22 protein-coding genes and 2 rRNA genes are annotated in these 25776 nt (G+C 39.8%); 9 read left to right on the top strand and 15 right to left on the bottom strand.

Annotated elements, in window-relative coordinates; translation table 11 throughout:
* Positions 1 to 423 (bottom strand): Na(+)/H(+) antiporter subunit B, encoded by a 423-nt coding sequence (locus tag DCE79_RS00630; RefSeq protein ID WP_108711234.1) that lies wholly within the window; start codon positions 421 to 423, stop codon positions 1 to 3.
* Complete coding sequence (locus DCE79_RS00625; protein WP_108711233.1) at positions 410 to 2821, bottom strand: Na+/H+ antiporter subunit A; 2412 nt, start codon at positions 2819 to 2821, stop codon at positions 410 to 412. Before DCE79_RS00625 ends, DCE79_RS00630 begins: the two co-directional genes overlap by 14 nt.
* A 330-nt stretch (positions 2822 to 3151) precedes the next feature.
* Between DCE79_RS00625 and DCE79_RS00620 the strand changes: the two genes are divergently transcribed.
* Positions 3152 to 3835 carry an adenine nucleotide alpha hydrolase family protein gene (locus DCE79_RS00620; protein ID WP_108711232.1) on the top strand — a complete coding sequence of 228 codons (684 nt, stop codon included), beginning with the start codon at positions 3152 to 3154 and terminating at the stop codon, positions 3833 to 3835.
* A 57-nt stretch (positions 3836 to 3892) separates the two neighbouring features.
* On the opposite strand, the gene DCE79_RS00615 is transcribed toward DCE79_RS00620, so the two are convergent.
* The gene (locus DCE79_RS00615; protein WP_108711231.1) at positions 3893 to 5098 is read right to left on the bottom strand and encodes an MFS transporter; all 1206 of its coding nucleotides are present in this window, start codon (positions 5096 to 5098) and stop codon (positions 3893 to 3895) included.
* 81 nt (positions 5099 to 5179) lie between these two features.
* Between DCE79_RS00615 and DCE79_RS00610 the strand changes: the two genes are divergently transcribed.
* A complete protein-coding gene (locus DCE79_RS00610; RefSeq protein ID WP_234417301.1) occupies positions 5180 to 5881 on the top strand; it encodes a YetF domain-containing protein in 702 nt (233 codons plus the stop codon).
* On the opposite strand, the gene DCE79_RS18400 is transcribed toward DCE79_RS00610, so the two are convergent.
* The 6 genes from DCE79_RS18400 to DCE79_RS00585 form a co-directional block, all read right to left on the bottom strand.
* Positions 5876 to 6043 carry a hypothetical protein gene (locus DCE79_RS18400; RefSeq protein ID WP_159083025.1) on the bottom strand — a complete coding sequence of 56 codons (168 nt, stop codon included), beginning with the start codon at positions 6041 to 6043 and terminating at the stop codon, positions 5876 to 5878. The two genes, DCE79_RS00610 and DCE79_RS18400, sit on opposite strands and share 6 nt — an antisense overlap.
* Positions 6044 to 6164: 121 nt before the next feature.
* A complete protein-coding gene (locus tag DCE79_RS00605) occupies positions 6165 to 6947 on the bottom strand; it encodes an ABC transporter permease (protein WP_108711230.1) in 783 nt (260 codons plus the stop codon).
* Positions 6934 to 7836, bottom strand: coding sequence for an ABC transporter ATP-binding protein (locus tag DCE79_RS00600; protein WP_108711229.1), 903 nt, complete (start codon positions 7834 to 7836; stop codon positions 6934 to 6936). The genes DCE79_RS00605 and DCE79_RS00600 overlap by 14 nt, the downstream gene beginning before the upstream one ends.
* A complete protein-coding gene (locus tag DCE79_RS00595; protein ID WP_108711228.1) occupies positions 7833 to 8033 on the bottom strand; it encodes a PLD nuclease N-terminal domain-containing protein in 201 nt (66 codons plus the stop codon). The genes DCE79_RS00600 and DCE79_RS00595 overlap by 4 nt, the downstream gene beginning before the upstream one ends.
* Positions 8034 to 8036: 3 nt before the next feature.
* Positions 8037 to 9152 carry a helix-turn-helix domain-containing protein gene (locus tag DCE79_RS00590; RefSeq protein WP_108711227.1) on the bottom strand — a complete coding sequence of 372 codons (1116 nt, stop codon included), beginning with the start codon at positions 9150 to 9152 and terminating at the stop codon, positions 8037 to 8039.
* A gap of 152 nt (positions 9153 to 9304) precedes the next feature.
* The gene (locus DCE79_RS00585; RefSeq protein WP_108711226.1) at positions 9305 to 10255 is read right to left on the bottom strand and encodes a carbohydrate kinase family protein; all 951 of its coding nucleotides are present in this window, start codon (positions 10253 to 10255) and stop codon (positions 9305 to 9307) included.
* A 147-nt stretch (positions 10256 to 10402) separates the two neighbouring features.
* Here DCE79_RS00585 and DCE79_RS00580 point away from each other — a divergent pair, with 147 nt between their 5' ends.
* The 4 genes from DCE79_RS00580 to DCE79_RS00565 all read left to right on the top strand — a co-directional run bounded on the left by DCE79_RS00580 (position 10403) and on the right by DCE79_RS00565 (position 14459).
* On the top strand, positions 10403 to 10966 hold the full coding sequence (locus DCE79_RS00580) for a GNAT family N-acetyltransferase (RefSeq protein ID WP_108711225.1): 564 nt from the start codon (positions 10403 to 10405) through the stop codon (positions 10964 to 10966).
* 17 nt (positions 10967 to 10983) lie between these two features.
* Positions 10984 to 11889, top strand: a complete 906-nt coding sequence (locus tag DCE79_RS00575) for an EamA family transporter (protein ID WP_108711224.1) — start codon at positions 10984 to 10986, stop codon at positions 11887 to 11889.
* Between the two features lie 109 nt (positions 11890 to 11998).
* On the top strand, positions 11999 to 13522 hold the full coding sequence (gene argH / locus DCE79_RS00570; RefSeq protein WP_108711223.1) for an argininosuccinate lyase: 1524 nt from the start codon (positions 11999 to 12001) through the stop codon (positions 13520 to 13522).
* Complete coding sequence (locus DCE79_RS00565) at positions 13515 to 14459, top strand: N-acetylglucosamine kinase (protein WP_108711222.1); 945 nt, start codon at positions 13515 to 13517, stop codon at positions 14457 to 14459. Before argH ends, DCE79_RS00565 begins: the two co-directional genes overlap by 8 nt.
* Positions 14460 to 14504: 45 nt before the next feature.
* Here the strand turns inward: DCE79_RS00565 and DCE79_RS00560 are convergent, their stop codons facing one another.
* The gene (locus DCE79_RS00560; RefSeq protein ID WP_108711221.1) at positions 14505 to 14888 is read right to left on the bottom strand and encodes a YkvA family protein; all 384 of its coding nucleotides are present in this window, start codon (positions 14886 to 14888) and stop codon (positions 14505 to 14507) included.
* A gap of 211 nt (positions 14889 to 15099) precedes the next feature.
* Positions 15100 to 15837: a glycosyltransferase family 2 protein gene (locus tag DCE79_RS00555; RefSeq protein ID WP_108711220.1), complete on the bottom strand. Its 738-nt coding sequence runs from the start codon at positions 15835 to 15837 to the stop codon at positions 15100 to 15102.
* Positions 15838 to 16004: 167 nt separating this feature from the next.
* On the opposite strand from DCE79_RS00555, the gene DCE79_RS00550 reads away from it, so the two are divergent.
* A complete protein-coding gene (locus DCE79_RS00550; RefSeq protein WP_108711219.1) occupies positions 16005 to 16700 on the top strand; it encodes a GTP pyrophosphokinase in 696 nt (231 codons plus the stop codon).
* Between the two features lie 145 nt (positions 16701 to 16845).
* Positions 16846 to 18786: an SEL1-like repeat protein gene (locus DCE79_RS00545; protein ID WP_234417300.1), complete on the top strand. Its 1941-nt coding sequence runs from the start codon at positions 16846 to 16848 to the stop codon at positions 18784 to 18786.
* A gap of 45 nt (positions 18787 to 18831) precedes the next feature.
* On the opposite strand, the gene DCE79_RS00540 is transcribed toward DCE79_RS00545, so the two are convergent.
* Together DCE79_RS00540 and aceA are read right to left on the bottom strand one after the other, a co-directional pair.
* The gene (locus tag DCE79_RS00540; protein WP_108711218.1) at positions 18832 to 20007 is read right to left on the bottom strand and encodes a pyridoxal-phosphate-dependent aminotransferase family protein; all 1176 of its coding nucleotides are present in this window, start codon (positions 20005 to 20007) and stop codon (positions 18832 to 18834) included.
* Between the two features lie 362 nt (positions 20008 to 20369).
* Positions 20370 to 21653, bottom strand: a complete 1284-nt coding sequence (aceA, locus tag DCE79_RS00535; protein WP_108711217.1) for an isocitrate lyase — start codon at positions 21651 to 21653, stop codon at positions 20370 to 20372.
* Positions 21654 to 21869: 216 nt separating this feature from the next.
* On the opposite strand from aceA, the gene DCE79_RS00530 reads away from it, so the two are divergent.
* Positions 21870 to 22541 carry a LytTR family DNA-binding domain-containing protein gene (locus DCE79_RS00530; protein WP_108711216.1) on the top strand — a complete coding sequence of 224 codons (672 nt, stop codon included), beginning with the start codon at positions 21870 to 21872 and terminating at the stop codon, positions 22539 to 22541.
* A gap of 59 nt (positions 22542 to 22600) precedes the next feature.
* Here DCE79_RS00530 and rrf read toward each other — a convergent pair.
* Positions 22601 to 22716 (bottom strand): 5S ribosomal RNA (gene rrf, locus DCE79_RS00525).
* Positions 22717 to 22839: 123 nt separating this feature from the next.
* Positions 22840 to 25767, bottom strand: a 23S ribosomal RNA gene (locus DCE79_RS00520).
* Between the last annotated feature and the right edge of the window lie 9 nt (positions 25768 to 25776).

Genomic DNA, 25776 nt, shown 5'->3' with positions numbered 1-25776 from the left:
CTATTCATCCTCACTTATATTTAAAATAATTGTCACAAGCGTTCCAACAACTGTTAATGCTACGCCTGCCTCGAATATCGTCACCGTTGAAAGATGCTTTTCACCTAAAAACGGGATGTTAAAATAACCATCAATATGTGTTAAAAACGGGACATCAAAAAACAACGAGGCAATCGCAGTTCCTGTCGCAAGTAAAACGCCTAATGCCGCTACCTTTTTAAAGTCAAAAGGCATGCCACGGTGAACCGTTTCAATATCGTACGTTAAATATAAAAGTACAATAGCAGAACCTAATACAAGCCCACCGATAAAACCCCCACCTGGCGCATTATGGCCAGCGAAAAATAAATACATCCCCAAAGTTAAGATGATGAAAACGATCATCTTAACAACGGTTTTTAAAATCACATCATTTACTTTCAACGTCTGCATCCCCCTTTTTCGCCTTTAGCTTAATGAGTGTGTAGACGCCAAGCCCTGCAATAAATAATACAACGACTTCAAGCATCGTATCGAACGCACGGAAATCTCCTAATATCGTATTAACGATGTTTTTTCCACCCGCTAGATTATAAGAATCCTCAAAATACGCAGAAATCGGCTCAAATTCATCGTAATTCATGACTGCTAAACCGATGAATGTTACGGTCGCACCGACAGCAATCGAAATGGTTATCTTCGTAAACTTAAAGGTTTTTGATACTTTTTCCTTTGTAAGCTTCGGTAAAAATTTGAACGATAATAAGAATAATGCCGTCGTAATCGATTCAACTACTAATTGTGTCAGAGCTAAATCAGGTGCACGGAACACAACGAAGAAAAACGCAACGGAATACCCAAGTACCCCGTTTAGCAGAACGATTGTAATGCGCTGTTTGGCAAATAAAATCGCAAGTGTAGCAAAAATCATAACAAACACTAAAATCAGTTCATACGGTTCAATCACAGAATCCTTCGAAGGATCCCAGCTAAACACATCTGCATAAACCATATAGCCTGCCAGAACCACAACAAAGAACACATAAATATAAATAAAGTAATACGTTAAATTGCCATTCATATAACGTTTTGTTACTTGATCTGAACGATATTCACTTGAACTAATTACACGCTCATAAATGCTATTAAATGAATATTTTTGAGGAAAGATTTGATACATTGGACGCCATTTTTTTAATGTGCGATACAAGAAAACCCCAACAATCACAACCCCAATAGTCATGATTAATTCCGTATTGATATAGCCATGCCATGCCGAAATATGTGGCGTCATTTCATCGGTTGATGGGAATGTTGGATAAATACTCGCCATCGCGGGTCTTAAAATATAATGACCTAAAATGTTCGGGAACATAAAGATTCCAACAACAAGTCCAATCAAAATATAGGGCGGGATTAACATACCAATTGGTGCTTCATGTGGTGGCTTTTCCAAACGGTCTGGCTGAATCTTACCAAAGAATGTTCGCATAACGATAATAACGCAGTAAATAAACGTAAACACACTTGCAATCCACGCAACAATCGGGAATAATAAGCCAACACTATCAAGTGAGAAAATATCCAACTGTGTAATTTTCACGGTCGCCATAAAGAACATTTCTTTACTCAAGAAGCCATTAAATGGTGGTAATCCCGCCATTGAAAAACTTCCAATAACAGCAATTGTAAATGTAAATGGCATCAGTGACATTAAGCCACCTAAGCGACGAATATCACGTGTTCCGACTTCATGGTCAACAATCCCGACCATCATAAAGAGTGCCCCTTTAAATGTCGAGTGATTGATTAAGTGGAACAGTGCAGCAAAAGTAGCCTGGGTATAAATGACCGACTGTGTTGAGTAACCCAAATGGAGCGCAGCTGAGCCCAGTCCAAATAAGCTCATAATTAAGCCAAGCTGACTAATTGTCGAATAAGCCAGTAATGCTTTTAAGTCAAATTGACGAACCGCATTAAAGGAACCCCAAAATAGCGTTACGATTCCCACACCACTCACAGCCCAGAACCAAACTTCATGCCCACCAAAGATTGGTGTCATGCGGGCAACTAAATAAATTCCTGCCTTAACCATCGTTGCTGAGTGTAAATAAGCAGAAACGGGTGTTGGGGCCTCCATTGCGTCTGGTAACCAAATATGGAATGGAAACTGTGCGGATTTTGTAAAGGCACCAAGTAATACTAAGCACATGGCTGGGATAAATAGATTACTAGATTGCACGATGTCTAAATTTGCGATGATTTCACGAATACTAAATGTACCCGAAACAACATATAACATTAAAAATCCCGCTAGCATTGCAACGCCACCACTGACTGTGATTAACATTGCCTTTCGCGCACCTGCACGCGAAGCTTTACGATGATGCCAAAATGCGATTAATAGGAATGACGACACACTCGTTAACTCCCAAAATACATAAAGCACCATTAAATTATCGGAAAGGACGACGCCTAGCATAGCGCCCATGAAAAGTAATAGATAACAATAGAAATGATGTAGTGATTCTTTCGTTGATAAGTAAAAAATAGAATACAATATAACCAAACTACCTACACCTGTAATGAGTAAACTAAAAATTATACTCAATCCATCTAAATACGTTGTTATATTGATACCAAAAGAGGGGATCCACTCGAACGTCTTACTAAAGGTTTCGCCATTTGCGATTCGAGGGATATATGTAGCTAATACCGTAAATAATAGTGCGGGTACTACTAAAACAAACCAACCTAAGTGTATGTTTTTGAATCGCCTGTATATAAACGGAATGCATGCCGCAGCGATAAACGGAAGCAGTATTGAAAATGCAACAATCAAAAGCAAAAACCTCCTACCAAATTTAGTCTATGTACATGATGTATTTAATAATAATGAATCTCCAAACCTACTTGACTATCCATATAACTCACTTCATAATAATGTGGCATATAGATAATTAGATTTTTACAAAATAAAATAAAAAAGAAAATATATCCAATAATAAATCTTAACGGAATATTTCCTAAATAATACACTATAAAGTATACAATAATAATGTATCCAATGCACTGTAATAGCATTGATTTTGTCTCATTTATGCTTAATTTTTCAAAATCCATTCATTTTCGATACATTATCATACAATATGAAAAAGAGGTGCGAACTAAAATGAAATATATAAAAAGTCGATTGGACGAAAGTATTTTAGTTTGTGTATATTACGGACAAAACGGGGAACGATTAATTCGCCGCGGACACAAACTGGCAACGTTATTAGACTGTCCACTCTATGTGTTAACAGTCGATTCAAAACCACTCGATGCATTTGATGCTGAAAAATCCGGTTATATTGAGCAATGGAAGCAGCTAACGGATGAACTAGAAGTGGAAGAGTTCATCATTAAAGACGACGAACGCCGACCAATTCATAAAGTGATCACAGAAGTTACGATGACTTACAATATTTCACAAATCATCGTCGGACAAAGTGCACAAAGCCGCTGGGAAGAAATAACGAAAGGTTCGTTCTTAAATGTTTTACTAAAAGAAATTCCTTTTGTTGATTTTCATATTGTTTCGGTAAAGCGCCCTTCTGAAGATGAACAAATTGATATTTTTGAAAAAGGGGTCCGTGCTTACCTAATTGAAGAGAATGGTGAATATAAGGTTGCATTTACATGCCCAAAATTAAATTCTCTTGAAGGTATTTTCTTTAAGGAAATTGGGACAGACTTTGACAATGGCATTTTCAAATTTTCGTACGATAACAAAATGCATGAAGTTAATATTACAGAAGGCATCGTTACAGATCCAAACCGTATTCCTGCAGGATGTCGTTTAGTAAATGAATAAAAAGTAGGGCCACTTTCCATTATGGAGAGTGGCTCGTTTTTATTCTAATATAGTATATCAGCTTGTTTTTGCAACATGATCCCTCGGTAATAAAAACGCAATGAGTAACAATACGGTTAAAATCGAAATCGCAATCATCGTCACGCGAATACCAAAGTTATCCATCACAAGTCCAATTACAACGGAACCAATCGCCCCCATACCAAATGCCACGCCGACTGTTAATCCCGCCATCGTGCCAATTTTTGATGGAACTAATTCCTGAGCATAGACGACCGTCACGGAAAAGCTAATCATTATGAGTGCGCCTATAATAATTAGGAATAACACAACAACTGGTAGCGGAACAAATGGTAATGCTAAGCAAAATGGAATAGGGCCTACTACTGATAGTAAAATGACATTTTTTCGCCCAATTCGGTCTGATAAGGGCCCTCCGAAAAATGTGCCAACAACTCCTAACGCCATAAATAAGAAAATGAGCAGCTGTCCACGCTCTACCGATACCCCGTATTCATCAATTAAATAAAACACATAAAAGTTCGTTATATTGGTTACATAAAATGACCGTGCGAAAATAATAACTAACAATAAACCAAGTGCCATACCAATCTGCTTTTTCGATAAAGGCGGTAGTGAGGAAACAAGCACCTTTTTCACATTTGATAATTTTTCCGCTTCTAATTGACGCTTATACCACGCCGCAATTTTTGTCAGCATAAAAATACCAACAGACGTCAGTACGAGTACCATTGCCGCACCTTTCATGCCAAATGGCAAAATGATAAATGCGCTTAGTAATGGGGCTAATGCTTGTCCTGAATTACCACCTACTTGATAAATCGATTGTGCTAAACCTCGCTTATTTCCCGCTGCCATAAAGGATACACGGGAACCTTCTGGATGGAAAATAGCTGAGCCAATTCCTAAAAAGATAACAGACACTAAAATCATCCAATACTCCCCTGATAAAACAAGAAGCGATAACCCAATAAACGAACTTACCATTCCTATTGGTAATGCATATGGAAATGGTTTTTTATCCGTCATAAACCCAACAGCTGGCTGAAGTAAACTTGCAAAGATATTAAGTACAAAGGAAATCATCCCAAGCTGCGTAAAGGTTAAGCCTAAATCGCGTTCAAGTAAGGGAAACATTGCCGGGATAACCGATTGCATCGTGTCATTAATTAGGTGACAAACACCAATAGCCACCATGACGGGATAAATTGGGTTTGACTGGTTCTGATTCACTGTTGTCATCTTTTCACATACTTTCTGTCATTTAAAATCGTATATTATTTTTCGTTTTGCTCATGCTACTCGATAAGGGAGTGATCTATGATGGAGCTAAATTTAGGTGAAATGCTGATACGTACAACCTGCGCATTTTTTGCGATATTATTACTCGCACGCATTATAGGCAAAAAACAATTAAGCCAACTGACGTTTTTCCATTATGTAACCGGCATCACATTTGGTTCGATTGCTGCTGAAATTTCAGCCCAAGTTGAAACCCCTTTTTTAGATGGCTTAGTTTCTCTAATATGGTGGACTATATTAACACTTCTCATAAGTTATTTATCCTTTAAATCGAAAAAGGCGCGCATATTATTCGATGATAAACCGATGATTTTAATTCGAAATGGCATCATTTTAAATGATAATTTGAGGAAATCGCGGCTACATCCTGACGAACTCACGATGCTATTACGCGAGCAAAGTATTTTTTCCCTTGACGAAGTACTTTACGCCGTTTTCGAAACAAATGGTGAACTTAGCGTTATGAAAAAGCCTTTGATGCGTGGCGCCACAAAAGAAGATGTCAACATTGCTGCACCCGCACCACAATTTTTGCCAACCGAGCTTATTTCAGATGGAAAAATTATTACAAAAAATTTAGCGGAGCTTCAACTAACAGAAGAATGGCTATTAAAAAAGTTATCTAAAAAGAATATTAACAACGTAAAAGATGTTTATTTTGCGCAAGTTTTAGAAAACGGTTCGCTCTATATTAGTTTAAAAAATGTTAGTCCACCTTCATAGTGCAATCGGTGTTACAATACCGATTAGCTTTTCGTGAGGGTGGCCATGTTCCGTAATAAGCAATGCTCGATTAAACGCTAAAAAATACTTTACGTGAGTAAGCTCTCTCATCGTATGATCGATACGATTAAAGGCCGTCAAAAAACGCTCTGAATTTTGCATGTTCGCCACCACCTATTTTTACTTCGAAATCAATTAAAAACTATTATAGTATTAATTTTCTGAAAAGTTAATGTAAAAAAACGCAGTAAAGGATTAAATGCCTCCATTCACTGCGTCTCTGTTAAATTTTCACCATACTCATACGCTTCTTACTCATTATAACCCCAAATACACTCACCACTATCATGATACTGATAACAGCAAAAAACGTCCCCCAATAATCTTTTATCTCCACACTATCCGTCAATAAAGCAACCCCATAATTCGGTAATTTCCAAGGTGTTACCTTCCAAAAGCTGCCGATAATTGCATCGATAATTAAACCCACTGGAATGACTAAAATCGTAATTACCGCTGCCACTGCTGTTTGGAATGCCGCACTCATTGCAACTGTTACAGCCATAACAAATAGGAGCCACACACAATACGTCGCAAGCATCGCGAAGAACTTCGACCATTCCACCGTGCCATATAGAAGTACTGTGTAATACATACTCCCCGCATAACCCGCGACTGCGCTTAATACCGCGACAAGACTTGCCACAAGCCATTTACTTAAAAATAAGGCAGTAAATGAAATTGGCCGTACGTATAAAAGTGTCGCCGTACCATTTTGTCGTTCCCGACTAAACGTGCCAATATACGCTGCGATTAACACCAGTAAACCAATCGACTGAAATTGCCCTGTTGATGCAAGTAATAAATCAGGTGCACTAAGTTCAGGCATCGTCATTGAAAATCCTTCTGGCATATTACCCACTGCTTTTAAAATGTCATCCATAAAGTAATTAACGAGTGGATCACTGACACCGAGAAGTACGAAGACAAGCGGAATCCACAGCATTTTTAAGCTACGCCAGCTTTCACGCCATTCTTTTAAAAGTAACGTTTTAAATTGTTGCATTCGTCCCCGCCACCTTCATAAAAATTTCCTCTAAGCTCGCCGTTTCCCGCTCAACCTTTACTACTTCATAAGGCGCAATGGCTAATCGATTCAGTAGTTGCTGCATCGAAGGCACGCCATTTTGAATTTCAACAAACACCGTATTTTGCTCTACCGTTGCTTGTAGCTCTGACTGACTTGCAAAGTGCAATGCACCTTCCGTTGTTGCAAACGCTACTTTAAAACGCAGCTGTTCAAACTTCGCCTTCACTTCCTCGAGCGACCCTTGCTCCACTAATTGCCCATTACGTAAAAACAATAGCTGATCGGTCATTTCTTCTGCATCGTTTAAAATATGCGTCGAATAAAGAATCGTTGTTTGCTGTTGGATTTCTTTTAATAAGTTCATTACTTCGCGTCGTCCACTTGGATCTAGTGCTGAAACAGGTTCATCCAGTAAAAGTAGCTTTGGCTTATGAACAAGTGCCTGCGCAATACCTAAACGCTGCTTCATCCCACCTGAAAACGTAACAGTCTTTTTGTTCATCGCTTCACCTAACCCAACAAACTCCAACATCTTTTGACTATCTTTTTTAATCGAGCGCTTATCCATTCCACTTAAACTGGCAACCATTTCGATATACTCAAGTGCTGTTAACCATGAATAATACTGTGGATATTGTGGTAAAAAACCAATCGCCTTACGTATATCCGAAACGCCTTGCATCTTCATCTCACCGCTTGATGGTGTGAGTAGGCCTGCGAGCATCGATAACGTCGTCGTTTTCCCCGCACCGTTTGGACCAATTAGCGCGGTAGCCGTATGTTCCTGTAAAGTAAACGAAATATCATCTACCACACGAGTCGCACCAAACTGCTTAGTTAACTGTCTAACCTCAATGCCGCTCATTGATTTTTACGTCCAATAATGAAATATAAAATCGGTCCAATCGTATTCATAAATAAGGAAATCAGTATCCATAACCATTTTGGTCCGCGCGTTTCATGTGCGCGCACAATATCAACAATGGCAACAGCCGCCAAGACTAGCTGCAAAATAAGTAATGGCGCAACTAATGCCCACGGAATATTCGTTAACGTTTCCATTTTTTAAACCTCCTCTAATCGTAAATAATGATGTAAATTGGTCAATAAATTCGTGTAACGCCCATCACTTTGAAGTGAAGCAAACAAAGGATTATTCGCAATCGTTTCATATAATGCTTTTTTAATCGTTTCATTATCACGCGGTGTTTGCGTGCTCAAAACTAATTCCCGTGCCATCCAATCATCCAGTAAGTAAAAGTACGTATCCCCTTCAAGACGCATCGGAAATTGAATTTGCATACACGCCTTTACGTACTTTTCAATACAATAAAATGCCTGCTCAAATCGCTGTTGCATCGCGTAGCCACTCGCAGCTTTTACATAAAATACGAGTGCTGTATTAACATTTAAGTGCGCTAATTCAAACGTTGTAATAATGGCTTCCATACGACGAACCATTTCATCAAAATAATCCGTATTGTCTAGCTCTAGTAACAAGCTTTCTCCAGCATTTGAAACGATTGAATTAATTTGTTGATACGCGTGAACCTGCAAAATCTCCTTCGCTTTATCCGTCTGACCAAGCATTTTTTGGGCAGTCGCGATAAGCTGCTCCGTTCCGAGCTGAATCGGTACATCTTCTCCTAATAATTCGAGCACTTTCGTGGCATTTCCTTGTATTACATAAACAAAGCCTTCCATCATAAGTGCTTCATTTGCCATTTTGTAGTCCCCGCTATATTCCTCAACGCGTTTACAGAGTGCTAACACCTTTTCAAGAGTTGCCTCACGATTTGTTGTTAAATCTAAATAATTCACATACAGCTGGGCCATTTTTAAAACGAATGGAAAACATGAATAATATTCAGTAATAAGCCCATCAATTTCAGCATCAATTTCATCAAATGGCTTTAGCGTAAAATCTTTAGCAAGTGTTGAATAAGTTTCTAAAATACGTTGTTCGGTCATTTGCGGTTCATAGCCGAGTAAGTCATCAATCGATACATTAAAATATGCTGCTAATTTCGGAAGTAGTGAAATGTCTGGATAACTCTGTCCCTTCTCCCACTTCGAAACTGCCGCACGTGATACGCCTACGTAGCGTGCAATCTCTTCTTGTGTGACATTTAATTCTTTTCGCTTTGTCGTGAAAATCGTGGCAAATTGAAAATGATTCATCGTCCTCACCTCTCTCATTACATTATAAGTAGAAATTTTGAATTATTATAGCGAATATCCGTAACATATTATAACTTTTGTCAACCAACAGTTACATTTAAACATAAAAAAAGACCAACTCATTTGTACTGAGTTGGTCTATATATCTTCCATTAATCTTCAATGAATTGTTTAATCTCTTCATAGTTTGGTAGTGCTGTTAATGCACCTGCTTTCGTTGCAGCTAATGCGCCTAGCTTGTTACCGAAAGCTACACAATTCACTAAATCTTCTGGTACAGTTGGTAAACCATTGTAGTGAACATAACGTAAAACACCCGCCATGAAAGCATCCCCAGCACCTGTTGTATCTACTGGTACGATACGATCTACTGGTACATGTGTTATTTCGCCATTTAAAACAGCAAATGCGCCATCTCCACCAACAGTGACTAACACGATTGGTACTAATAGCTCGTCCAACTTCGCTAAACCGTCTTCAATTGTTTCTGTTTCAGTTAGGAAGAACAACTCTTCATCTGTAAGCTTTAAAATATCCGCGTCTTCGAAAAATGTTGAGATGGTCTCACGGCAAATCTCTTCAGATTCCCAGCGTAATGGGCGAATATTGGCATCAATTGCAATAATTGCACCCTTATCTTTTGCCATATTTACTGCAACACGTGTCGTTTTAAGCGCAGTTGGCTCAAACATTGTACCTGAGCAAACATTTAAAATCGACGCACGTTTGAATGCTTCTTCTTGCAGCTGTTCTGGCGTTACTTGTAAGGCTGGCGTCTCATCGACATAATCTTTAAATTCGCGCTCACAGTTTTCTGTTAAGTGTACATACACACCACTTACACGCTTTGCCTCATCAAAAATAGCATAATCTAAATTGACGCCTTCTTTTGTAATTTCTTGACGACAAAATTCTGATGTTTCGTCATCCCCTGTAATCGTAATTAATGCAGATGGTGCACCAATTCGGCTAATCCCAGCAGCAACATTAATCGTGGCGCCACCTAAATATTTTGTAAATGATGTATTGGTTTGGTCATTTGCAATATAATCAACGAACGCATCTCCGTATACTAAGACGAATTCTTTGTCTGACTGACTCATGAGTTGTCTAACCTCCGACGTTTTTATTCCTTCTAATTTAACATAAAATTGCGCTATAGTTAAAGCTTTATACTTTTCTGAAATAATCCTTTTACCATCTATGTCCATATTTCTGCTATACTGTGTTCGATAAGGAGAGGATTTTTCATGACAATAATTATTCGACAAGCTAAGATTCAGGATGCTTCTTCAATCGCTCCACTAATTTATGATGCCATTGGGGACATTGCAAATAACTTAACTGGCAAGCAGGAATTAGCTGAAATTTTAGCTTCATTACAACAATTTGTGACGGAAACAAACAATCGTCATAGTTACCTAAATACATTCGTCGCATTACAGGAAGAAGTCGTACTTGGAATCGTCGTTTTATATGATGGCAAAACAGGTCGCCAGCTCGATCGTCAGCTTGAAGCTCAACTTGCTGAAAAAGGTATTCATGTAACCCTAGATGCAGAGGCTCATGATGATGAATATTATATCGATACAATTTGTGTATCCGAAAAAGCACGTGGTCTAGGTATTGGTACAAAACTATTACAATTTGCTGAGGAAAACGGCAAACAATTGGGTTATGACAAAATTTCGCTAAACGTTGAGCTAGAAAAAATGGATGCACGTCGTTTGTATGAACGAATGGGATATGTTATAACAGAACCTTGGACAATTATTAAAGAACCATTTCATCATATGGTGAAATCGCTTCATTAGAAGAGGAAGTAACATTTATGAAACCATCTTGGATTTATTCATTACTCATCATTATTGCATCAAGTAGTTACGGAATTTTATCTACGATTGTAAAAGTCGCTATGCAACACGGCTTTACTTCAGCAGAAGCGATTACAAGCCAGTATCTATTTGGCTTTATACTCGCGTTTATTTTATTCGTTACAACACAACGTACATTGCCGAGATTAAATAAATCTGGCGTCATTACCCTAATTACGGCCGGTGTACTTACAGCAATTACAGGTATTGTTTACGGACAATCCTTAAATTACTTACCTGCATCACTTGCAGTCGTGATGTTATTCCAATTCACCTGGATTGGACTATTTATGAACTGCATCATCCATAAGCGCTTACCAAGTCGCATCGAGCTTATTTCGTTAGCATTTTTAGTCGCTGGAACAATTTTAGCTGCTGGAATTTTGAATGTTGATTTATCGCAAATTGCTTGGCAAGGTTGGGCACTTGGATTATCAGCAGCATTTAGTTTTGCTGCATTTTTACAAGTAAATTCTCGACCAGTTTCAGGTGTAACGACAATCGGACGAACATTTATTTTATCGATTGTTTCACTGATCATCATTTCAATTTTCCTTTCCCCAGAAATCATTTGGAATGGGCAAATTACAGCAGGCTTATGGAAATTCGGCTTATTACTTGGGCTTTTCGGTATTATTTTACCGATTCTATTATTCTCAATCGCTGCACCAAAAGTGGGCGGCGCACTCGTTTCAATTTTAAGTGCCATGGAATTACCCGTTGCGATTACGGTATCGGTCATCGTATTAAAAGAAAATATTACCTTACTGCAAATTGGCGGTATTTTACTCGTATTAATCGGGATGAGTTTACCCTCATACTTCGCAGCCAAAAGAAATAAACAGTTACAACAAAACCAGTAGACAAAATTGTCTACTGGTTTTTCTTTTTTATAAATTGCTATAATATTCTAACAATTGTAAAATTAAGGTGTATGAATCGTATTTCATACTGAGATTGGAGGCCAACGACATGTTCTTTCAAGATTTCCGTAATCATATTAATGAGAAGGAAGGAATTCGATTCCCTTCAAACAGCTATCGTCAAATGGTATTGCAACCTGCCTATGACGAAGCACGCAAGCATTTTTTAGATGCGATGGTTCAAATTCATATTGCCCATTTAAAAATGTTACAGGAACAAAACTTAGTAACCGCTGACGAGGCCCGTCAAATAGGAAAAGCCATTCAAAAATTAGATTTAGAATATTATAAAACGCGTGACTATAACCCTCAATTTGAGGATTTATTTTTCCGTATTGAAAATAAATTAATTGAACTAGGTGGAGACATTGCCGGCAATTTACATATTGGGCGTAGCCGTAATGATATGGGCATTGCGATTTACCGTATGACGCTACGTAAGAAAATGCTGACGCTCATGCACGAACTTCTTGCCTTACGTAGCTCTCTCATCGCATTTGCAGAAGAACATGTCGAAACGATTATGATTGGCTATACACATACACAGCAAGCACAGCCTACTACATTTGCTCATTACTTAAAGGCCGTCATTGATCAATTGGCGCGTGACTTTAAACGTATGCAAGCTGCGTACGCAACGATTAATCGTAGTAGTATGGGCGCTGCCGCATTAACGACGACAGGCTTCCCGATTAGCCGAGAGCGTATGCAGGAACTCCTTGCTTTTGACGATTTGATTGAAAATGCGTGGGATGCAGTAGCGGGTGCAGATTATATCGCTGAAGCTGCAAGTGTCGTCCAACTTGCCGCGCTCAATTTAGGTCGCACATCACAAGACTTTTTATTGTGGGCCACACAAGAATTTAATGCCTTCAAACTTGCTAATCCATATGTTCAAATAAGCTCCATCATGCCACAAAAGCGTAATCCTGTTTCCATTGAGCATACGCGCTCCCTTCTTTCTTCCGTTGTTGGGGATTCTGGAACCGTATTACAAATGGTGCACAATACACCATTTGGGGACATTGTAGATACCGAAGATGATATGCAGCCATTTTTATGGCGTGCCATTGATCGTTTAGCCGGTATATACACGCTATTTAGCGGTTTGATTGTAACAATGGACGTCAACAAAGAAACTTTATTGAAACGCGCGCAAAATAGCTTTGCCAATGTAACAGAGCTTGCGGATACACTCGTTCGTTCTGATGGTATTTCCTTCCGAAAGTCGCATAAAATTGTTAGTTTATGTGTAAACGACCTCATTGCTAATAATGAGGAATCTTTAGCAAATCTCACATGGCAATTAGCTAATGAGAAGTGCTTAGAAGTAACGGGAAATTCATTACAAATTAACGAGATTGCCTTTTATCAAGCCATTCAACCCGAGTATTTCGTCAATATCCGCACGTTAAAGGGTGGTCCATCTCCTGCAACGATGCGTGCTTCATTAGTTCAAGCAGAGGACGAATCCGCAGTTTTTAAACAATGGCTAAACGAAAAATCTGAGGCAATTGTTCAAGCTGAGGCTGGTTTAATAGAAATATTAAAGGAGTGGAATGAACATGACTAATCGTTATATTTTAGCCGTAGATGGTGGGGCATCGAAAACCGTATTTACTATTCGGACGGTAGACGGGCGTGAACTTTTTTCAGCGACATCAACAAGTTCCAACTATCAAGCAGTAGGTGTAGAACAAGTACAGCATCTATTCATTGGACTACTACGTAGTGCAGCTGCACATTTACAGGATTTGCATATCGATGTTGCGATTTTTGCCATTTCAGGTGTGGATACGGTACAGGACAAAAAAATCGTCGGAGAAATTATTAATGAAAGCATTGCCCGCAGTCCCTTTACCATCGACCAAATCATCATCGAAAATGATGTCGAAGGAACATTAAAAGGACTTGCTGAAAATCATGTGAGTCTTCTTATTTCAGGAACTGGCGCAATTTGTTATAGCTATATAAACGAAGAAGTTTACCGAGCGGGTGGATGGGGACATCGAATTGGCGATGAAGGGAGTGGCTACTGGATTGGCAAACATATTGCTAAAGCGATTTTCCGCGCTGCGGATGGGCGCAACAAACCAACTAAACTCACGGACATTTTATTAAAAGCACATCGCGTCACAACAACGGACGAATTGTATAATCTCATCTATTCGTCCGACTACACGAATGCCCGACTTGCTAGCTTTGGCTCTTATTTACAAGAAGGCGTGGAAATGAACGATGCCGTCGCCCAATTCATTGCCAAAAAAGCGGCAAATGAGCTCGTATTATTAGCTACAACCGTACTAACCCGTGCGAACTATACAAATGGTCAGCATACTTTCTATTTAAATGGTGGCGTGTTAAAAAACAATCCGTGTATTACCGAGCAAGTAGTAAATCAGCTGCAACAAGCTTACCCAGACCTGACCATCTTACTATGTGAGGAAAAACCAATTGAGGCGATTTTCAAACGTGGAGTAAATGAACAATCCAAAAAAATCGAACACTAAAATTAAGGCGGAGACGTTGTCATTCAACATCTCCGCCTTTTTTATTTACTCTTCTGATTTCTCTTGATTTCCAAATCTAGAATCAATTAAATTTTTAGCATCTTGTTTCATGTCATCTGTAATGGATAAATACACTTTCCCAAGTGCCGTTAACATAACGAATGCATCATCCGTCAAACCCGCAAGTGGTAAGAAGTCTACGATTAAATCAAAAGGCAAAATAAAATACCCAAGCGCTGCTAACACAATGATTTTATTGGATTTTGGCATATCTGGACTTTTTAAAGCAACAAACAACGTGGCTGCCGCATGCAATGCTTTATAGCCAAGCCCCCCACCAAAACGTTTAAATTTATTTAAAAACTTTTTATCGGTATAATGTTTTTCTTTTCCTGTAATCATTTTATCGAAATTGTATTGTTCTTTCATAACAATTCCCCTTTCAACGACTTAAAATGCGTAAAGACCGACTCCATTAACCTGTAGTAATTTATCTCAGCGTTAACATTCAGTAATACGCCCAGCTCAAAGCTTAAAAAATCGAAACCAATACGACGGGATATCCCCGCCCGTAAAAGCTCGATTGGTGAAGGCTACTAATCCGTGGGGGTTCCTCACTCATATGAATTGAAGTTTCACTTTATTTACGTTTGCGTTTAGAAAAAGTTTCATTTTTAGTATAGCCAGCTCTTATAAAATTCACCCAAATTTGATGCATGATTTTAGATGAGTTTAGAACTTCATCATAATAAATAATTGAATTTTTTCGCAGTTTTGCATGACCAACTGGTACTTCATAAAGAGAAACTTTCCTCTTAATCGCTTCGACTAGCATGTTCGTATCGTAGCGGAATGATTCCCCCTTTACCTTATACAGCCAAGTTAAATGCTCTTTTGGAATGTAACGGAGTCCTGTTTGCGTATCAAGCAAACGCTTATGGAAGAACAGTTCAAACAGCATCGAATTTGCCCGATTTTGCAGCTGATTGACTAAAGGGTAATCTGAACTTTTAAAATCACGCACACCTAAAATAATGCCGTCCGAAAATATCTTTGTACTAGAAAGAATTTGTTCAACGTCCAATACTGAATGCTGTCCATGTGCTCCAACTGTAATAATCCCTTTGGCGCGTGACTTAGTATTCAATATATATTCCATACCCGTTTTGATAGCGCGACCTTTACCATAGTTTTTTTCATGCGCTAAAACGATACAACCAGCATTATGTAACGCTTCAAATATCTTTTTATATTTTTCATCACTACCATCATCGATGACAATCACTTTTTCAACTGCTAACGCCTTCAATTTCTCCGTAAAGTCCACAATCGCGGGCAATGGGTTCAACGCAGGAATTATGACAATGACTCGTTCCATTTCGCAAGCTCCTTTGAAATATATGAGTAAATTCAAGTGTATCTGTAATTTACAGTTAATTCAATGTATAGAGAAAATTGTCACAATAAAATATTTATACGAAACCTTTTAACGTAAATATAAGTTTATACTAATATATATACACTCAAATTTATGGAGGATTACACATGAACAAATTCAATTTAGATGGAAAAAAAGAAATCGCCAAAACCCTTTTAAGTTATAAATTCGCTATCGATGAAATTAGTACGAAAATATCAATTTTAGAAGAAGAATTTCGTTTAATTCACGAGTATAGCCCAATTGAGCATGTAAAAACCCGCGTAAAAAACCCGAAAAGCATTTTAAAGAAGATGGAAAAAAAGGAGTTAGACTGGTCCATTCAAGCAATTGAAGAACATATCCGTGATATAGCAGGTGTTCGAATTGTTTGTTCTTTTGAGGAAGATATTTATCGTGTCGCAGAAATGTTATGTAAGCAAAGTGACATTATCCTTATCGATAAAAAAGATTATATTAAAAAACCAAAAGGCAATGGCTATCGTAGCTTACATTTGATTGTGAAAATCCCTATTTTCTTATCTGAGGGGATTCGTCATGTATTTGTTGAACTACAAATCCGTACGATTGCAATGGACTTCTGGGCAAGTTTAGAACATAAAATCTACTACAAATACAATAAAGAAGTTCCACAACATATTAACCAAGGATTAAAGGAAGCAGCCGATCAAGCGGCCGCATTAGATAATAAAATGGCTGAACTTAATAAAGAAATTAATATATTAAAAGAACTCGATGATACGAAAGAAGAAAATATAGATAAATACATCCGTGAATTTTTATCATTTAACATAAAAGCATAAATGAAAAAGATGGCTTCTCTAATTTGCAAATATATCATTATTTCTACAATAATATATACAGATAAAATGCATAAAAAGACCGTGAACGTTCACTTTATTTCATTTCTTCCGATAAAAAGTATACTTACTAAAAAGTGGAATAATCATGAATGGAGTGCATACGTATATGATGAACCGTGACTTACTTACAAACCTTTGCAATGCCATTCCAGAAACACATCGACCTTTAACTGAGGCTTTGCAAGGTGCCGCACGTTATACGATTTCAAATCCAACACTATCTTTAAAAAAAGCCAACCAAGCATTAAGCATTATTGTACGAGATTTATATGCAAAGGAAATGCGAAAAGATAGTACAAAAAGTGAAGTACGAACACTCCTAAATAACAAAAACTTTATCGGAAAAATAAAACCGCGTCGTATGTATTTATTGATGAATTTAATTCAAAAAATGTCATCCATACATCCGAATAATATGATTGATACAAAAGTAGCGAAAATGGTCGTGGATTATTTAATTGACCTTACTGATTGGTATATTAAACACTTAACAAAAGGCGAAAAACTCAATAAAGCGGCATTATTTGATCTTGAAGAACTGCCTTCACCAACATCATTTGATAACTTTGATTTTGCTGCGCATGATTATGAAGATGCTGCAAAATGGTTTTTAATAGCCGCTGAAGAAGGTAACCGTAGCGCCCAATATAACCTAGGGGTCCTTTATAATCACGGGCAAGGCGTACGAAAAAATTATAAAGAAGCGGCAAAATGGTATGCATTAGCCGCCGAACAAAACGATTCAAATGCGCAATATGCACTTGGTGTGTTGTATCAACTTGGTAAAGGCATCGAGCAAAATGAGCCAAAAGCAGCGGAGCTCTATAAAAAAGCAGCACTTGCTGGCAATGCCGATGCGCAGTATAACCTTGGCTCTTTGTATAACCAGGGGGATGGGGTCGAACAAAACTTTGAACTCGCAGCTAAGTGGTACGAAACTGCCGCTAAGCAAGGCAATACAAGTGCCCTTAACAACCTCGGCTTTTTATATCATGATGGTAAAGGCGTCGAACAGAGTTATGAAAAAGCAGCTGCCCTTTTTTTCGAAGCAGCAAAAGCTGGAGACGCGAGTGCACAATACAATCTCGGCTACTTATATTCAAAAGGACGCGGTGTTGAACAATCCTTCGAACATTCTGCTTGTTGGTTTTTATCTGCCGCAATCCAAAATCATACGAATGCCCAGTTTCAATTAGCACTTCTTTATAAAACAGGACAAGGCATTGAAAAGAGTGAAAATGAAACCATTAAGTGGCTTACGCTTGCAGCTAACCATGGACATACGAATGCACAATATTCACTTGGTCTCATTTACAAGCAACAAAATACGAAAACCGCGAATACAGAGGCCATTGAATGGCTATTAAAAGCAGCCGCCAATGAGCATATTAGTGCAAATTATGACCTCGGTACACTTTATTTACAAGAGGGCCATCGTGAAACGGCGATCAAATGGCTAAAACGTGCTGCCATCCATAATCATGTAAAAGCACAGCAAAAACTCGGTAAACTAGCTTTAGGCGATGAACAAAATCTACCAAATTACACAGAAGCACTTAAATGGTTCCGCACTGCCACAACGCAAAATGATCCCGAAGCAGAATATCAGCTTGGATTATTATATGAAAATGGGCTTGGCACTATAGTCAACTATGATGAGGCTCGTCATTGCTACCGTTTAGCTGCTGAACAAGGGCATATCGAAGCACAATACATGCTTGGTAATATTTTCGACAAAGGCCTTGGTGTTACAAAAGACTTCTCAGAAGCAATTAAATGGATTCAAATTGCTGCAACTAAAGGACATACAAGAGCGCAGTTCCAACTCGCACAAATGCATGCGAATGGCGAAGGAACCCCACAAGATTATAAAGAAGCAGCCAAGTGGTATCGCATTGCTGCACAACAAGGACATGTAAAAGCACAGTTCCAGCTTGGCATGCTGTATAAAAAAGGACTCGGTGTTGCACAAGATTATACCGAAGCAACACGTTGGCTAAAAAAGTCAATTGAACAAGAACTATAGAAAGAAGGCAGAGCATATAAAAATTACGCTTTGCCTTCTTGTCATTTATTCTCGTACAGACTGTCCAATTTGCTCAGAAAACAGTCGTACTGCCTCATCAATATCAACAGATTGATTTTGCTCTTGTAACGCTTCACCAATAGCAATAATTGCTTGCTCTAACATTGCTGCAGTCGTATTCCCCATATGCCCAATTCGGAATGCCTTGCCTGCTAAATGTGCTAGAGCACCCGCTACAATAACACCACGACTTGCTAAACTAGCTCTAAATATCGCATCCTCGACCCCTTCAGGATATAAAATACAGCTTAACGTTGGAGCAGCTACTGTTTCAGCAGCAAGTGGAACCATTCCATAGCTACGAAGTGCATCGCGTACCGCCTTACCAAATGCTATATGACGTGCTTCACGCTTCTCCATACCTTCTTCTAATACAATTTCTAACGCCTTATCATATGCATAAATTAAATTTACTGGTGGTGTCGCAAAATACATCGCAGGATTTGTCATAATAGTACGCCAATTATGTATATCAGCATAATAAGCAGGTACTGATGCCATTTGTTCACGCGCGTTTAATGCTTGTGGACTAAATGCCACAATCGCAAGACCAGGTGGAATTCCAATTGCCTTTTGAGAACCTGTTAACACGATATCAATTTTATACATTTCGTTGTTTCCATACACTTTTGCCATATCTTCTTGAAGTGCTGCTGTTGCTACAACGCCATCGACAATGACAAGGGCACCTGCTGCTTTTATAATTGGCACAAGCTCCTCTAAATCTGAAGACACGCCTGTTGACGTATCCGCATGCGTAATCGTTACCGCTTTATAGGTGTTTTTTTGTAATATTTCTTCGATAAGCTTCATATCTACTCGCTCGCCCCATGTTGCTTGAAGTACATCGACTTCAATACCAAAAGCTTTGGCAAGTGGTGTAAAACGATCTCCAAAATAACCATGACTAATAACTAACATTCGTTCGCCTTTAGCTACTGTGTTCACGATGGCCATTTCCATCGCAAGTGTACCTGAACCCGCAATAACATACACTTCTCCGTCTGTATTAAATAGTTTCTTCGTGTTAGCAAGTGCATTTTTAAATATTTCCACAAAACGAGGATCCGTATGACCACGCGTTTCACTTGCTAACGCATCATAAATTTCATCAACAACTGGTGTAGGTCCTGGTACAAGTAGTAACTCTTTATTTTTCATCAAACTATCCCCTTTCTTTGAAAAACAGAAAATGCCCTTCTAGCCCCATCAAAACTAGAAAGACATTATTCCTATATATTGGGAGGCATTCCCGTTCTAAACCGCTTTCCAATTCGATTTAGAAAATGTGTAGTAGAATTGTTCAAAGTTCCAAAATCCATTGATGAAAGTACTTATACAATTTCATCGCTATTTTAAAATGAACAAATTAGTCGATTCGGCATTACGACTATTTTCACACGCTTGTTCCCCAACAGCGCTTCAAAAAAGCAATAAACTAGTGGAAGTTTTTCAAAAAATCTTAACGCAGTACCCCGTTTGTAGAGCATCCCCCACAACACTGCGATAAAAAAATGAGTTTCTTATACAAATTGCTCAGATTCAGTTGAACCCGCCATTGCTGTAGTTGAAGATTGACCACCTGAAATTGTTTGTGATACGTCATCAAAGTATCCTGTTCCCACTTCACGTTGGTGACGCGTTGCAGTATACCCTTTAGATTCTGCAGCAAACTCAGCCTGTTGAAGCTTAGAATAAGCAGCCATACCATTGTCTTTGTAGTCATGCGCAAGCTCGAACATAGAGAAGTTTAAGCTGTGGAAACCCGCTAAAGTAATGAATTGGAACTTGTAACCAAGCTTTCCTAATTCACGTTGATACTCAGCAATTTCTTCATCTGATAATTTTGATTTCCAGTTAAATGAAGGTGAACAGTTATATGCTAACATTTTCCCTGGGAATTTTTCATGGATTGCGGTAGCGAATTCACGTGCTTCCTCTAATGATGGGTGAGATGTCTCACACCAGATTAAGTCTGCATACGGTGCATATGCTAAACCACGAGCAATTGCTTGTTTAATACCTGGTTTTGTACGGTAGAAGCCTTCTGGAGTACGCTCGCCAGTTAAGAAGTCAGCATCACGTGGATCGATATCAGAAGTTACCATGTCAGCAGCATCTGCATCTGTACGCGCGATTAAGATTGTATCTACCCCCATAACGTCAGCAGCTAAACGTGCAGCAACTAAGTTACGAACTGCATTTTGCGTTGGAAGTAATACTTTACCACCTAAGTGACCGCATTTTTTCTCAGAAGCTAATTGGTCTTCTAAGTGGACGCCCGATGCTCCAGCCTCAACCATACCTTTAACTAGCTCGAATACGTTTAATGGACCACCAAAACCTGCTTCAGCGTCAGCTACGATTGGCGCAAACCAGTCGAAACCATCTTCGCGACCTTCAGCATGATCGATTTGATCAGCACGTTGTAATGCTTGGTTAATACGCTTTACAACTTGAGGTACAGAGTTTGCTGGATATAACGATTGGTCTGGATACATTTGACCAGCCACGTTTGCATCTGCAGCTACTTGCCACCCCGATAAGTAGATTGCTTGTAAACCTGCCTTCACTTGTTGTACCGCTTGGTTTCCTGTTAAAGCACCTAGAGCATTGATAAATGGTTCTTCATGTAAAGAATTCCATAAACGCGCTGCACCTTTTTTCGCTAATGTTTGCTCCTGTACGAATGAACCTTGTAACTTTACAACCTCCTCAGCTGTATAGCCACGGTCAATACCTTCCCAACGCTTATTTTCTTCCCAATCCTTTTTTAAAGCTTCAATTCTTTCTTGACGAGTTGTCATGATCCATTTCCACCTTCCCCATATGTGTAAAAATATTCTGTTAGGAAAATTGTTATTTACCTGTTCCATAACAGTTATACTTGCTGTAAAATAATATATAACAGATTGTTTAAATTTTCATTATTTTCAGACAAAATAGGGTTATTTCACGACGAAATGAATTATAATCAGGATGAATTACTAAAAATTGGATAATACAGAGGAGGATTTTTTAGAATGGATTTGAATAAAGTGGAATTTAGTAAAAACACTTTAGAACAGTATAAAGTTATTTTAGAAGATTGGATTCCTGAAGATGCATCTATCGCAATTGCTGTTAATGACACCTTCATTTATTTTCAATCTAAACATCATAATTTTTCCCTACAGGTCGGTTCCAAAGTTCCTAAAGATAGTATTGCCTATAAAGTTTTACACACAAAGCAAAAGGTAGACGCTGTTATGGATAATACGCTCTTTGAAACACCATACTATGCAATCGGCTATCCAATTACGGTCAATAGCGAGATGGGTGCATTAGTAGTTATATTACCTCCACTTTTCAAAGTAGAAGGCCCTAATCTATACCATTTCTTAACGGGCAAACAAGAGGAGAACTGGATACCAGTCCCTATTGAACAAATTTCCCATATCGAAAGCTTACAAAAAAGGACATGGTTTTATAATGATGGCGAACAATATAAAACATCTGTCACACTAAAAGAATTACAAATACGCTTGCCTAGTACATTTATTCGAATTCACCGATCTTATATTATTAATATATATTTTATAAAAGGGATTACGCGTGATTTAACTTCAAATTTCCTCGTGCAACTAAAAGATGGTACAGAATTGCCCATTAGCCAATCGTATATAAATCATTTGCGTACCATATTAGAATTTTAAAAGAGTCTAAAATTTATAACCATAAAAAAAACCACTGAGAATTCAGTGGTTTTACTTTTGCCTAGCGACGTCCTACTCTCACAGGGGGAAACCCCCAACTACCATCGGCGCTAAAGAGCTTAACTTCTGTGTTCGGTATGGGAACAGGTGTGACCTCTTTGCCATCATCACTAGACTATTATTTATTTGAAAGACATTTATTATTATAACAAAATTATTTCATTTGTCAATAATAATTTGATAAAAAATTTATTCTTTCAAAACTGGATAAACGTTTCATTGAGTTATGCAATAAAATGTGGTTAAGTCCTCGACCGATTAGTATTCGTCAGCTCCATGTGTCACCACACTTCCACCTCGAACCTATCTACCTGATCGTCTTTCAGGGGTCTTACTTACTTGCGTAATGGGAAATCTCATCTTGAGGGGGGCTTCATGCTTAGATGCTTTCAGCACTTATCCCGTCCACACATAGCTACCCAGCGATGCTCTTGGCAGAACAACTGGTACACCAGCGGTGTGTCCATCCCGGTCCTCTCGTACTAAGGACAGCTCCTCTCAAATTTCCTACGCCCACGACGGATAGGGACCGAACTGTCTCACGACGTTCTGAACCCAGCTCGCGTACCGCTTTAATGGGCGAACAGCCCAACCCTTGGGACCGACTACAGCCCCAGGATGCGATGAGCCGACATCGAGGTGCCAAACCTCCCCGTCGATGTGGACTCTTGGGGGAGATAAGCCTGTTATCCCCGGGGTAGCTTTTATCCGTTGAGCGATGGCCCTTCCATGCGGAACCACCGGATCACTAAGCCCGTCTTTCGACCCTGCTCGACTTGTAGGTCTCGCAGTCAAGCTCCCTTATGCCTTTACACTCTTCGAATGATTTCCAACCATTCTGAGGGAACCTTTGGGCGCCTCCGTTACTCTTTAGGAGGCGACCGCCCCAGTCAAACTGTCCGCCTGACACTGTCTCCTACCCCGCTAAGGGGTATGGGTTAGAAGTTCAATACAACCAGGGTAGTATCCCACTGACGCCTCCTCCGAAGCTGGCGCTCCGGAATCTCTGGCTCCTACCTATCCTGTACAAGTTGTACCAAAATTCAATATCAGGCTACAGTAAAGCTCCACGGGGTCTTTCCGTCCTGTCGCGGGTAACCTGCATCTTCACAGGTACTATAATTTCACCGAGTCTCTCGTTGAGACAGTGCCCAGATCGTTACGCCTTTCGTGCGGGTCGGAACTTACCCGACAAGGAATTTCGCTACCTTAGGACCGTTATAGTTACGGCCGCCGTTTACTGGGGCTTCAATTCGCAGCTTCGCTTGCGCTAACCACTCCTCTTAACCTTCCAGCACCGGGCAGGCGTCAGCCCCTATACGTCACCTTACGGTTTTGCAGAGACCTGTGTTTTTGCTAAACAGTCGCCTGGGCCTATTCACTGCGGCTCTTCATGGCTATTCACCTTAAAGAGCACCCCTTCTCCCGAAGTTACGGGGTCATTTTGCCGAGTTCCTTAACGAGAGTTCTCTCGCACACCTTAGGATTCTCTCCTCGACTACCTGTGTCGGTTTGCGGTACGGGCACCTCTCACCTCGATAGAGGCTTTTCTTGGCAGCGTGAAATCAGGAACTTCGCTCATACGAGCTCGTCATCACAGCTCAACGTTAAAGTATGCGGATTTGCCTACATACACGCCTTACTGCTTGAACAGAGACAACCAACGCTCTGCTTACCCTATCCTACTGCGTCCCCCCATTTCTCAAACGGTGAGGAGGTGGTACAGGAATATCAACCTGTTGTCCATCGCCTACGCCTATCGGCCTCGGCTTAGGTCCCGACTAACCCTGAGCGGACGAGCCTTCCTCAGGAAACCTTAGTCATACGGTGCATGGGATTCTCACCCATGTTTCGCTACTCATACCGGCATTCTCACTTCTAAGCGCTCCACCAGTCCTTCCGGTCTGACTTCAACGCCCTTAGAACGCTCTCCTACCACGCATCCATACGGATGCATCCACAGCTTCGGTGAATCGTTTAGCCCCGATACATTTTCGGCGCAGTGTCACTCGACCAGTGAGCTATTACGCACTCTTTAAATGATGGCTGCTTCTAAGCCAACATCCTGGTTGTCTAAGCAACGCCACATCCTTTTCCACTTAACGATTACTTTGGGACCTTAGCTGGTGGTCTGGGCTGTTTCCCTTTTGACTACGGATCTTATCACTCGCAGTCTGACTCCCGTGTATAAATATCTGGCATTCGGAGTTTGTCTGAATTCGGTAACCCGAGATGGGCCCCTAGTCCAAACAGTGCTCTACCTCCAGTATTCTCAATCACGAGGCTAGCCCTAAAGCTATTTCGGAGAGAACCAGCTATCTCCAGGTTCGATTGGAATTTCTCCGCTACCCACACCTCATCCCCGCATTTTTCAACATGCGTGGGTTCGGGCCTCCAGTAAGTGTTACCTCACCTTCACCCTGGACATGGGTAGATCACCTGGTTTCGGGTCTACGACCACGTACTAATTCGCCCTATTCAGACTCGCTTTCGCTGCGGCTCCGTCTTCTCAACTTAACCTCGCACGTAATCGTAACTCGCCGGTTCATTCTACAAAAGGCACGCTATCACCCATTAACGGGCTCTAACTACTTGTAGGCACACGGTTTCAGGATCTATTTCACTCCCCTTCCGGGGTGCTTTTCACCTTTCCCTCACGGTACTGGTTCACTATCGGTCACTAGGTAGTATTTAGCCTTGGGAGATGGTCCTCCCAGATTCCGACGGAATTTCACGTGTTCCGCCGTACTCAGGATACACTCTGGAGGGAATGAACTTTTGACTACAGGGCTTTTACCTTGTTTCGCGGACCTTTCCAAGTCGCTTCGTCTAGCTCATTCTTTTGTAACTCCGTATAGAATGTCCTACAACCCCAAAGAGCAAGCTCTTTGGTTTGGGCTCTTCCCGTTTCGCTCGCCGCTACTCAGGGAATCGAATTTTCTTTCTGTTCCTGCAGGTACTTAGATGTTTCAGTTCTCTGCGTCTGTCCTCATCACGCTATGAATTCACGTGTAGATACTATCCGATTAAAGATAGTGGGTTCCCCCATTCGGAAATCCCCGGATCAAAGCTTACTTACAGCTCCCCGAGGCATATCGGTGTTAGTGCCGTCCTTCATCGACTCCTAGTGCCAAGGCATCCACCGTGCGCCCTTATTAACTTAACCAAAAGTTTA

Source organism: Lysinibacillus sp. 2017 (assembly GCF_003073375.1).
Taxonomy (GTDB): Bacteria; Bacillota; Bacilli; order Bacillales_A; family Planococcaceae; genus Solibacillus.
This window is presented reverse-complemented; position numbering and strand designations above follow the sequence as displayed.